The sequence below is a fragment of the Cellulomonas soli genome (assembly GCF_013409305.1).
GTDB classification, from domain to species: Bacteria; Actinomycetota; Actinomycetes; order Actinomycetales; family Cellulomonadaceae; genus Cellulomonas; species Cellulomonas soli.
In genome coordinates this window covers 2626264-2637331 of record NZ_JACBZJ010000001.1, presented here as the reverse complement: position 1 = coordinate 2637331, position 11068 = coordinate 2626264, and the positions used below count along the sequence as shown (strand labels likewise).

The following is an 11068-nucleotide window of genomic DNA, read 5'->3' as shown; positions in this document are numbered from 1 at the left end:
CGGAAGCCGGACGCAGCGCCCGGTGGGGATCAGATGCCCTGATAGGTCCAGCGCACGTAGTCGAGCTCGCCGAGCACCGAACGCCAGTAGCCCACCAACGACGAGGTCAGGTCCCGGTGCGAGACCGGGCCGACCTTCTCCAGACGACGCACCAGGGCGCGACCGCGCCGTTCGCCGAACACCCCGGGGTCCGTCTCCTCGGCGAAGTCGACGAGCGCCGTCACGTCCTCGGCCTGCGCACCGGGGCGGTCGAGCATGCGGTGCACGGTGTCGACCGCCTCACGGGCGAGCGTCCGCCGGGCCCGTGCGTGCAGGGCGGCGGCGTCCGGCAGGTCCCCGCCCGGGCCGCCGAACACGACGTCGAACACGGTGGCCCGCTCGCGCAGGTCGAGCAGGGCACCCGAGCCGTCCGTCGCGCTCATCGACCCCGCGTGGTCGCGGTGCAGCGCCTGGTCGGCGCCGTCGACCCGACCCACGTCGCTGACCGAGGAGACCCGGCACCACATCTCCATGTCCTGGGCGTAGCCCAGCCGGGTGTCGAGCGGCCCGACCTGCTCGATCACCGAGGCTCGCACGACCGCCTCAGGAGTCGTGATGCAGTTGACCCCGACCCGGCAGCGCTCGGCGAGCCAGTCGTGGCCCGACCACACGGTCGACCCGACCCTGCCGACCTGGGCGGGCGGCGCGACCGAGGTCACGAAGTGCCGCGGGTGCCCGTAGACCAGCCCGACGTCCGGCTCGGCGTCGAACAGCGCGCAGGCGCGGGCCAGCGACCCGGGGGTCAGCAGGTCGTCGGCGTCGAGGCGTGCCACGAACTCCCCCGTGGCCTGCTCGAGCCCCCGGTTGAACGCCCGCACGTGCCCGAGGTTCACGTCGTTGTCGACCGGGACGACCCGCGGGTCCTCGGCCGCGAAGCCGTGCGCCACCCGTCGCGTGCCATCGGTCGAGCAGTCGTCGACGACGACGACCTGCACGTCCACACCGTCCTGGTCGAGCGCGCTGCGCACCGCGCCCGGCAGGAAGTGCGCGTAGTTGTAGCAGGGGATGATCACCGAGACGGTCGGTCGCCGGGTCAGCGGCGCCGCCTGCCCGGCCGGCACCCGCAGGCGAGGCCGCAGGTGCCTCGGCCGGACGGCCGCGAGCGCGCCGAGCGCGGGCGTGCTCACCGACCGGTGGTCGACGACGGACCGGGCACGGGCCGACAGGCCGCCCAGGGTGCTCATGCGTTCTCCTCCAGACGGACCGGCACGGGCGCCGTTCCCACCACGCGCAGCAGCGGACCACGGAACCGGCCCGGCAGCATCTCGACGACGGCGCGGGCCGTGCTCGGCATGAGGAAGCGGACCGCCACGACGTGCACGACGCCGATCACCAGGCCGGTCAGCCCCACCTCGACGATCGCCGGCAGGCTGTCGGTCGAGCGTGCCACGGCCATCCCGGCCAGTGCCGACAGCGCGACGCACACAGCCACGCCGCCGAACGGCCGGGCGACCGTCCGAGCAGGGGCGCCGACGAGACGTCCGACCAGCTTCCAGCGCACCACGGTGGCCACGGCCGCCACCCCGATGAAGCCGACGGCGATGCCCGCCAGGCCCCAGCGGACCGCCCAGGCGGTGGTCGCGACGGTCAGGACGTCGATCGCGACCGCGTACACCAGCCACCGGCCGGGCTTGCCGACGCCGTAGAACAGCCCGTGGTCGAGCATCGCGCCGAGCGTGAGCACCGCCGCGAGCGCGAGCGCCTGCGCGACCGGGACGCTGGGCTCCCAGCCGTCGCCGAACAGCAGCGGGACGAGCACCGGACCGGTGACGGCGACGACCGTCATCACGGGGGCGACCGCCGCGTAGGAGACGCCGAGCGCCTTGAGGTACGACGCACGCAGCCGGTCGGCGGACGACCTGACCTGCGCGAAGACGACCGTGGCAACCGGCAGCAGCGCGGCCGCGCTCATGTCCTGGGTCACCTGGATGAGCTTCTGGGCGATGCTCAGGTAGCCCAGCCCGGTGGCCCCCAACGATGCGACGACGATCGCCGTCTCGGCCCACGACCGCAGCATCGCGATGACGTCGACCCCCACGACCTGCAGGCCGAACCGGGCCATCGCCACGAAGTCGCGCCTCGAGAAGAGCAGGCGGGGCCACCAGCGGGCCCAGATCCACGCCAGGACCGCCGAGACGCCCTGCGCCACGATGAGCTGCAGGACGAGCGCCCACACGCCCATGCCCGCCAGCGCCGTGACGACGGCGACGACCTGGGCGAGCAGCGCCGCGATCCCGCCCTGCACGGCCAGGGCCCGGAACTGCATGCGTCGGCGCATGAGCGCGTACGGGATCGACGTGACGACGACGAACGCGATCGAGATCGTCATCACCCGCAGGACGGCGACCAGGTCGGGCAGGTGGAACAGGTCGGCGAGGACCGGCGCGAAGAGCAGCAGACCGACGCACATCAGCCCGCCGACGATCGTGGAGAACCAGAACCCGGTGCTCAGCCGCCGCTCGTCGACCTCGTCGGCCTGCACGATGTACGCGGAGAAGCCCAGGTCGGAGAACAGGTAGACGATCGGCGCGACCGTGGAGGCCGCGGCGACCAGGCCGAACTGCTCGGGTCCGAGCAGGCGGGTGAGGATCGCGACGGTCGCCAGACCGCTGAACCGCATGAGCCACTTCTGCGCGGTCATCCACAGCACACCCGATGCGGCGCGCCGGCCGATGTCGCCGGAGCCCTCGGGGTCTCGGTCGTCGTGCGGACGGTCGTCCCCGTCGCCGGGACCGTCGCCCGGCCCGGTACCGCCGTCGACCGGGCCACCGAGCGCTCGGGCCCCGGCCTGCTCGGTCAGGTGCTCGACGTCCGTGACGAGGCGGGGCGTCGGGTCGATGCCGCTCATCGTGCCCGCACCCGTCCGGCGAGCGCGCGCACCCGTCGGCGCACGAGGCGCAGCGGTGAGCGGCGCAGCTCGCGCGGCAGCTGCCGGGCCCGTCGACGCGGGCGGGTGCTCGCGGGTCCGGTGACCGGCCGGGTCGCCGGCTCCCCGGCGGGGGCCAGGGCGCGCACGCGGTCGGCGAGCTGGTCCTGCGCGCAGGCGGCCAGGTCGGCGGCCAGGTCGTCGAGCCACTGCGCCCAGGTCAGGTCCGGGAGGGGATGGACGGAGGTCCGCGCACGTGCGGGACCCTGCAGGGGACGGTGACCGGCCAGCGCGGCGAGCACCGCACGGGTGCGGCGCAGCTCGGGGTGGTCGATGTCGGGGAAGCGGCCGGCGGCGGCCTCGGCCCGGCCGACCGAGCCCTGGCAGAGCAGCACCCGCACCCAGGTCGCCCAGTCGACCGGGTCGGGGTCGTAGGCGAGGTGCCGCCGCACGGACTGCTCGATCGCCTCCCACGCCCGCGGCGCCGCCTGCTCCGCCCGGCCCTGGCGCAGCAGCGCGCGCGCGGTGCCGTGCGTGGCCTCGGGCATGTGGTGCAGCGCGAGGACCTGGGCGAACGTCTCCTCCGCCTCGACCGGGCGGCCGTCGTCGAGCTCGGCCCGGCCGCGGGCCAGCAGCACCAGGTCACGCGCGCGCGAGGCACCCGTGGCGCCCGCGATCCCCATGGGCGGACCGACGGGTGCGAGCACCATCGGCCCGAACGGGTCGGGCTGCACGACGCGCTGCCCCGACGTGGCCCGTCGCTGCAGCTCGTACCACTGCCGCATCTGGTCCCGCGTGGTCAGGTCGTGCCGCTCGTGCACGAGGGCCTGGCCGGCCGCGGCGATCCGGGCCAGCTCGTCGGGGTGCTCGAGCAGGTGCGCGACCTTGTCGACCACGTCGTGCTCGTCGGCGAGCACGCAGGTCTCCATGTCGACGAACCCGGCCTGCTCGACGGCCGCGGTGCGCTCGGTGAGCAGCAGCGCCCCGGCCGCGGGGATCTCCAGGTGCTTGCGCACCAGCTCGTGCGCGATCGTCCCGCACGTCGGCACGATCTGCGCCGCGCTCAGCGAACGCGCATAGGCCTCGCCGGAGACCATGCCGGCCGTGGCGCGCGCGTCGAACCAGCCCGCGTGCGGCTGCGGCTCGACTCCGAACCGCTCCTGGAGCAGCGCGTTGACCCGCACCCGCCACGGGTAGTTCGACTGCTGGCTGCCGGTCAGCAGCAACCGGGTCGGGCGCCCGCCGTCGTACGTGCGGAACAGCGTGCGGTCGGCGAAGTTGGGCCACACGAACAGGCGGTCGGCCACCTCGGGCATCCGCTCGCGCATGACCATCGAGATCGTGAAGTACGTGCCCACGCCCCACCGGTCCATGTCGGACAGGAAGACCGAGCGGGTCTGGCAGTACGCGTCGGCATTGATCAGCCCGATCTTGGGCACGTCGGGGTGCGTGTGCGTGTTGTCGATCCGACGGTCCCGGCGCGCGTAGACGCCCGACTCGACGAGCGTGAGGTCGGGCCGGTGCACGTCGCACATCTGGTCGTAGTCGCACGCGCCGTCGACGAGCACGACGTCGAAGTGCGCCTGCAGCGCCCGCAGGTGCTCGTCGAGGTGCTGCAGCACGAACGCCGGCAGGTCGGTGCGGTCCTGCCGCAGGAACAGCAGGCGGGGTCGTCCCTGCGCCCCGCTCGACGGGTCCGTCGCGGCAGGTCGAGAGGTCGTGGTCGTCCGCACGGCGCTCACATCCCGTACCGACGCCACACGCGCCAGCGCGCCTTGTCCTCGAGGTCGCGCAGCAGCGCACCGACCGGACCGGTGCGCACCGTGCCGTCGGCGCGGCAGGTGCGCCGCCAGGCACGCGTGCGCACGATCGTCGGGTCGCTCTCCCGGGCGAACGCCAGCAGCTGCTCCGCGGGCACCTCGAGCTCGATGCGCCCCTCGGCGTCCCGCTGCACCATCCGCAGCGCGTCGCGCGCGAGCGTGCGAGCCAGCGTGGCGCGCGTGCGCTCGAGGTCGGGCAGACGGTCGCCGTGCTCGTCCAGGAACAGGGCGAACGCGTCGGCCCGCGCCTGCAGGTCGCGCCAGAACCCGCCGTGCATCGTGGAGTGCATGTTGGAGCCGTGCACCCGGTACAGGCCCTGCACCGGGCCGTCGACCCGTGCCACCCCGCCCACGGACGCCAGCCGCAACCACAGGTGCAGGTCGGAGGCCGCAGCCACACGCACGTCGTGCCCGCCGACCTGCTCGAGCGCGCTGCGACGGATGACGACCTCGGGCTGAAGGATCACGTTGTGCCCGCGCCGCACCCGGCGCTCGATCCACTCCGGGCCCGTCCACACCGACCAGCGCCGCACGGCCGTGCGCGTGCCGACCGGGGTCGCGCCCTCGAACCGCTGGGCGTACCCGTAGCAGAACGCCACCTCGGGGTGGGCCTCCATCAGCGTGAGCGAGCGACGCAGGGCCCCCGGGGGCAGCACGTCGTCGGCGTCCATCTTCAGCACGTACGGGGCGTCACCGACCGCGAGCGCCTCGCTGAACGTCGCGATGTGCCCGTGGTTCACCTCGTGCGCCCGCACCACCACACGAGGGTCCTGCGCGGCGAGGCGCCGGGCGAGCGCGAGGCTGCCGTCGTTCGACGCGTCGTCGATGATCGTCACGTCGACGTCCACGCCGTCCTGCGCGAGCACCGAGACGACGCACTCCTCGAGGTACTGCTCGTAGTCGTGCAGCGGGATCCCGACGGACACCCGCGGACGACCACCCGGCCGGACCTCGGTCGGCGTCGTCGGCGCGGGGCTCGTCACGGCCCCGGTCACGCGGTGGGCGGACAGGTGAACGGGCATGTCTGCGTCATCCGTGCGACCCGCGCACCGCCTGCGAGAGACGGTCGACGACCGCCTCCTGCTGCTCGACGGTCAGGTGCGGGAACATCGGCAGCGACACGATCCGGTCGGCGGCGGCCTCGGCGACGGGGAACGCACCGGCCCCGTGGCCCAGGTGCGCGTACGCGCCGGTCAGGTGCACGGGGGTCGGGTAGTGGATGCCCGCACCGATGCCGGCGGCGTTGAGCTCGGCCAGCACCCGGTCACGCTCGTCGACCTGGACGACGTACAGGTGCCAGACGTCCTCGTTGCCCGGGACCACGGCAGGCGTGGTCACGCCGGGCACGTCGGCCAGCAGCGCCTCGTACCGTGCGGCAGCGGCCCGGCGCGCGTCGTTCCACGTCTCCAGGCGACGCAGCTTGGCCTCGAGCACGACGGCCTGGACGGTGTCCAGACGCGAGTTCATGCCGATGACCTCGTGGTCGTACTTCGCGGCGGACCCGTGCGCCCCGAGCACGCGCACGGCCCGGGCGACCTCGCCGTCCGACGTGGTCACGGCGCCGGCGTCACCGGCCGCACCCAGGTTCTTGCCCGGGTAGAAGCTCGTCCCGGCCGCCAGCCCGAACGACCCCGCGGCACGCCCCTCACGGCGGGCACCCTGGGCCTGCGCGGCGTCCTCGACCATCGGCACGCCGGCGTCGGCTGCGATCTTCCCGATCTCCTCGACCGCGGCCAGCTGCCCGAACAGGTGCACCGGCACGATCGCCTCGGTGCGCGGGCCCACGGCGGCACGCACGGCCGCGGGGTCGATGAGCAGGTGGACGGGGTCCACGTCGACGAGCACGGGCACGCCGCCCAGCCGCGAGACGGCCTCGGCCGTCGCGATGAACGTGTTGGCGGGCAGGATCACCTCGCCGCCCGGGCGCACGCCGACGGCGCGCAGCGCCAGCTCGATCGCGTCCGTGCCGTTGGCGACCCCCACGCAGTGGGTCGCGCCGACGTACTGCGCGTACGCCGCCTCGAAGCGTCCGACGGCGGGACCGCCGATGAAGGCGGTCGCGCCGAAGACCTCGTCCAGCCCGGCCTTCACCTCGTCGTCGATCTCGCGCTGCTGCGCCCCCAGATCAACCAGCGGGATCCTCATCGTGCGACCGCCCCTCCCTCGATGGTGGCCGCGGGCATCCCGGTCGGCCAGCTGTCCTGCGGCACCGGAGCTGCTGCCCGTGCCGTCGCGTCCGTCCCGTCCTGCACCGCTGCGGCGTCACCGGCGGCCGGCGTCGCGGTCGACGTCGCGGTCGACGCCGCGGTGCGCGCCGTGGCGCCGATCGCCCGGGCGGGCACCCCCGCCCACGTCTCGTGGTCGGGCTGGTCGGTGAGCAGCACGGCACCCATGCCCAGGGTCGCGTGCTCGCCCACGTGCACCGACTGGCGCACCGAGGCGTTCATGCCGACGTACGCGCCGTGCCCCACCACGACGCTGCCGCCGAGGGCGACGCCGGCGCACACGGTCGAGTAGTCCTGCAGCACGCAGTCGTGCGTGAGGGTGACGTTCGGCATGACGACCACGTGCTCGCCGATCGTCACGTCGGTGGTCAGCACCACGCCCGCGAGCACGATCGCTCCGGCGCCGATCTCGCAGCCGTGCGGCACCTCGACGCCAGGGTGAACCAGCGTGGCGTACCGCAGCGGCCCGACGCCCAGGTGCACGAGCCGCTCGACGATCGCCTCGCGCGCCGCGCCGCTGCCCGCGCACACCAGGATCTCGGCGTACGGGTGCTCACGGACGGCCTCGAGCCCACCGAGAACGGGGACCCCGTCGACCAGGGTGCCCTGCCGGGCCGGGTCGTCGTCGAGGAAGCCGATGACCGGCGCGATCGCGTGCGTGCGCAGGCAGGCGAGCACCTCGCGCGCCAGTCCGCTCGCGGCGACGAGCAGCAGCGGGGGCGCCACGGTCAGGCCCCGCGCCCGGCCGAGCGCAGCGCGTCGACGACCCGCGCCTGCTCGGACTCCGACATCTGGTGGAACACCGGCAGGATCAGCGTGCTGTCCGTGAGGTGCTCGGTCACCGGCAGCGGCCCGTGCGGCACCGCGGCGTGCGCGGGCTGCCGGTGCGCCGCCATGATGCCGCGCCGGGCGGACACGTCGGCCGCCGCCAGGTGCGCCAGCAGCCCGTCCCGGTCCACCGGGTACCCCTCGCCGACCTCGACCCAGAACGACTGGAAGTTGCACGTGCCCCACGCCGGGTCGGCCACGGCCCGCAGGCCGGGCAGCTCGGCGATCTGCTTGGCGTACGTCGCCGCGATCTGCCGCCGGCGGTCGACGACCTCCGGCAGGCGGCCGAGCTGCACGATCCCGACGGCGGCCTGCAGGTCCGTCATCCGGTAGTTGTAGCCGACCTCGAGGTACTGCTCGGCCGGTGCCAGGACGCTCGCGTGCCGGTCGGCCGCCGAGACGCTCATGGCGTGCTCGCGCAGGCGGCGGGCGCGTGCGGCCCACTCCGGGTTCGACGTCGTGAGCATGCCGCCCTCGCCCGTCGTGACGATCTTGCGCGGGTGGAACGACCACGCGGTGACCTCGGCACCGGCACCGACCGGGCGGCCCCGGTACGTCGAGCCGGCACCGCACGCGGCGTCCTCGACGACGACGATCCCGCGCGGGTCGGTCACGGCACGGATCGCGTCGAGGTCGACGGGCACCCCGCCCTGGTCGACCACGATCACCGCGCGGGTGCGGTCGGTCAGCACGGCCTCGACGCTCGCCGCCGTGACGTTGCCCGTCACCGGGTCGACGTCGGCGAAGACAGGACGCGCGCCGACGTAGACCGGTGCGTTCGCGGTCGCGACGAACGAGAACGAGGGCAGGACCACGTCGTCCCCGGCCTGCACGCCCGCCACGACGAGCGCGAGGTGCAGCACGGTCGTGCACGAGGAGGTCGCCACAGCGTGCGCGACCTGCTGCGCGTGGGCGAACTCGGTCTCGAACTGCGCGACCTTGGGGCCCTGCGCGACCCAGCCGGAGGCGATGACCTCGCTGACGGCCGCGATCTCCTCGGGCCCGAACCACGGCTGCATGACGTTGATGCGTCCCGACGCCCCGCTCATGCGGCACCCCCGGCCCGCCCGGCGGCGCTCAGCGCGCGGCCGGCAGCGATCTCCTCGCGCAGCGGACGCCACCAGTCGACCAGCTCGCGCAGCCCGTCCTCGAGGCCGACCTGCGCCTCGAAGCCGAGGTCGACGCGGGCCGCCGTGGTGTCGGCCAGGCGCCGGGTGACCCCGTTGACCGCCCGCTCGGGACCGTGCTCGACGTCCAGGTCGGAGTCCATGGCCCGCAGCAGCGCCTCGGCCAGCCCGAGCAGGCTCGTCTCGGTGCCCGAGGCCACGTTGTACACGCCCTCGACCACGTCGGAGGCGGCCGCCAGCAGGTTCGCCCGCGCGATGTCCCGCGTGAACACGAAGTCCATGGTCTGCAGCCCGTCGCCGAAGATCAACGGCGGCTGGCCGTCCACGATGCGCTCCATCCAGCGCACCAGCACCTCGGTGTACAGGCCGTGCACGTCCATGCGCGGTCCGTACACGTTGAAGTAGCGCAGGAACACGTAGTCCAGGCCGTGCATCGCACGGAAGCTGCGGGCCATGCCCTCGTTGAAGGACTTGGCTGCGCCGTAGAACGTGTCGTTGTTGTGGTGGTGGTGCCGCTCGGTCGTCGGGAACTGCTCGGCCAGCCCGTACACCGAGGCGCTCGACGCGGCGATCACCTTGTCGACCTTGTGCTCGGCCGCGGCCTCGAGCACCGTGAACGTGCCGTCCACGAGCACCTCGAGCGCCAGGCGGGGCTCCTCGGCGCACTGCGTGATCCGGATCGCCGCCTGGTGGAAGACCAGGTCCTGCCCGCGGGTCACGTCGTGCACGAGGTCGCGGTCGCGCAGGTCGCCGACCACCAGGTCGACCTTGCCGGTCGCGAGCGCGCCCTCGAGGTTCTCCCGCCGGCCGCGCACCAGGTTGTCCAGCACCACGACGTGCGCGGCCCCGGCGTCGAGCAGCTGGTCGACGATGGTCGAGCCGATCGTGCCCGCTCCCCCGGTGACCAGGGCGCGGGCTCCCGTCAGCGCGCTCACGCGAGGCTCCCGGCCACGGCCGAACCGGTGACGGGCGTCAGCCGGCCGCCGTCGACCAGGCTGCGCGAGGCCGCCTCCAGCACGTCGAGGACACGCAGACCTGCGTGGCCGTCGGTGCGCGGGGCGCGCCCCTCACGGATCGCCGCGGCGAACTCGCTCACCATCACTCCCAGGGCCTCCTTCTCCGGCAGGGCGGGCGCCCAGGCGTCACCGAGCCGGTACGAGATGTTCGTCGTGGTCTTGTCGGGCAGCGGCTGCCCGAGCTCGACACCACGGTCGTAGACCGTCAGCCGCTGCTGCGGCGACAGGTCGTCCCAGACGATCGTGCGGCGGCTGCCGCCGATGACCATCTGGCGGATCTTCGTCGGGCTGAGCCAGTTGACGTGCACGTGCGCGATCGCCCCGCCCGGCAGCGGCAGGGTCAGGTAGCCCACGCACGACTGCCCGGCGCCGATCGGGTCGGCGCCCTGCGCCGCGACGCCGGTCGGCACGAGCCCGCCGGGGAGGATGAAGTCGAGGATCGACAGGTCGTGCGGCGCGAGATCCCAGAAGACGTCGACGTCGGGCTGCACGAGACCGAGGTTGATGCGCACCGAGTCGACGAAGAGGATGTCGCCGAGCGCGCCCTCGGCGATCAGCTCACGCATCTTCAGCACGGGCGCGGTGTAGCAGAACGTGTGGTCGACCATCAGCACGCGGTCGAGCTCCGCGGCCCGCGCGACCATCGCCCGTGCGGCCACGCCGCCGTCCGCGACGGGCTTCTCGACGACCACGTGCTTGCCGGCCTCGAGCGCCGCGAGCGCGATCGGTGCGTGCGTGCGCGCCGGGGTCGCGATCGCGACCGCGTCGACGTCGTCCCGGGCCAGCAGCTCGGTGACCGAGGTGACCACCTCGACCGTCGATCGTGCGCCCACGACCTTGCGCGCACGCGCCTCGTCGAGGTCGCACACCGCGACGAGGTCCCAGTCGGGGCTCGTGCGGAAGTTCCTCGCCAGGTTCGGTCCCCAGTAGCCGGCGCCGATCACGGCAGCCCGCAGCTTCTCGGTCATCAGTCCCCCACTCGTCGTTCGACCTGTTCGTTCGACCTGTCCAGTCTCACAGGAGATCTGGACATGTCGGCCGATACCCGGCCTTTTCACCCCGCCTGAGCGGGCGATTCAGCCGATCGGCCGCCGCCCGACCGGACGCACCGGGGACGGGGGCGGGACAGGCGAGCGCGATGCGTCCT

The 11068-nt window shown here is 73.8% G+C and carries 9 protein-coding genes; all 9 read right to left on the bottom strand.

Annotation, left to right across the window (positions count from 1 at the left end; translation table 11 throughout):
* Positions 1–29: 29 nt before the first annotated feature.
* From BKA22_RS12230 to BKA22_RS12190, 9 genes are read right to left on the bottom strand one after another with little or no spacing between them, the layout of a single operon-like run.
* Positions 30–1223 (bottom strand): glycosyltransferase family 2 protein, encoded by a 1194-nt coding sequence (locus BKA22_RS12230; RefSeq protein ID WP_146954265.1) that lies wholly within the window; start codon positions 1221–1223, stop codon positions 30–32.
* On the bottom strand, positions 1220–2887 hold the full coding sequence (locus BKA22_RS12225; protein ID WP_146954264.1) for a lipopolysaccharide biosynthesis protein: 1668 nt from the start codon (positions 2885–2887) through the stop codon (positions 1220–1222). Before BKA22_RS12225 ends, BKA22_RS12230 begins: the two co-directional genes overlap by 4 nt.
* Positions 2884–4638: a glycosyltransferase gene (locus BKA22_RS20370; RefSeq protein ID WP_146954263.1), complete on the bottom strand. Its 1755-nt coding sequence runs from the start codon at positions 4636–4638 to the stop codon at positions 2884–2886. The genes BKA22_RS12225 and BKA22_RS20370 overlap by 4 nt, the downstream gene beginning before the upstream one ends.
* Positions 4639–4643: 5 nt before the next feature.
* Entirely contained in the window at positions 4644–5747 is a 1104-nt protein-coding gene (locus BKA22_RS12215; protein ID WP_146954262.1) for a glycosyltransferase family 2 protein, read from the bottom strand.
* 7 nt (positions 5748–5754) lie between these two features.
* Positions 5755–6870: a DegT/DnrJ/EryC1/StrS family aminotransferase gene (locus BKA22_RS12210; protein ID WP_146954261.1), complete on the bottom strand. Its 1116-nt coding sequence runs from the start codon at positions 6868–6870 to the stop codon at positions 5755–5757.
* Positions 6867–7676: an acetyltransferase gene (locus BKA22_RS12205; RefSeq protein ID WP_146954260.1), complete on the bottom strand. Its 810-nt coding sequence runs from the start codon at positions 7674–7676 to the stop codon at positions 6867–6869. Before BKA22_RS12205 ends, BKA22_RS12210 begins: the two co-directional genes overlap by 4 nt.
* A gap of 2 nt (positions 7677–7678) precedes the next feature.
* Positions 7679–8827 carry a DegT/DnrJ/EryC1/StrS family aminotransferase gene (locus BKA22_RS12200; RefSeq protein WP_223203706.1) on the bottom strand — a complete coding sequence of 383 codons (1149 nt, stop codon included), beginning with the start codon at positions 8825–8827 and terminating at the stop codon, positions 7679–7681.
* The gene (locus BKA22_RS12195) at positions 8824–9840 is read right to left on the bottom strand and encodes an NAD-dependent epimerase/dehydratase family protein (protein ID WP_146954259.1); all 1017 of its coding nucleotides are present in this window, start codon (positions 9838–9840) and stop codon (positions 8824–8826) included. The genes BKA22_RS12200 and BKA22_RS12195 overlap by 4 nt, the downstream gene beginning before the upstream one ends.
* The gene (locus tag BKA22_RS12190) at positions 9837–10889 is read right to left on the bottom strand and encodes a Gfo/Idh/MocA family protein (RefSeq protein WP_146954258.1); all 1053 of its coding nucleotides are present in this window, start codon (positions 10887–10889) and stop codon (positions 9837–9839) included. Before BKA22_RS12190 ends, BKA22_RS12195 begins: the two co-directional genes overlap by 4 nt.
* Between the last annotated feature and the right edge of the window lie 179 nt (positions 10890–11068).

Excerpts from the sequence above, each read along its gene's own strand:
- BKA22_RS12230 (WP_146954265.1), bottom strand. The coding sequence starts at position 1,223 with ATGAGCACCCTGGGCGGCCTGTCGGCCCGTGCCCGGTCCGTCGTCGAC.
- BKA22_RS12225 (WP_146954264.1), bottom strand. The coding sequence starts at position 2,887 with ATGAGCGGCATCGACCCGACGCCCCGCCTCGTCACGGACGTCGAGCAC.
- BKA22_RS12215 (WP_146954262.1), bottom strand. The coding sequence starts at position 5,747 with ATGCCCGTTCACCTGTCCGCCCACCGCGTGACCGGGGCCGTGACGAGC.
- BKA22_RS12210 (WP_146954261.1), bottom strand. The coding sequence starts at position 6,870 with ATGAGGATCCCGCTGGTTGATCTGGGGGCGCAGCAGCGCGAGATCGAC.
- BKA22_RS12200 (WP_223203706.1), bottom strand. The coding sequence starts at position 8,827 with ATGAGCGGGGCGTCGGGACGCATCAACGTCATGCAGCCGTGGTTCGGG.
- BKA22_RS12190 (WP_146954258.1), bottom strand. The coding sequence starts at position 10,889 with ATGACCGAGAAGCTGCGGGCTGCCGTGATCGGCGCCGGCTACTGGGGA.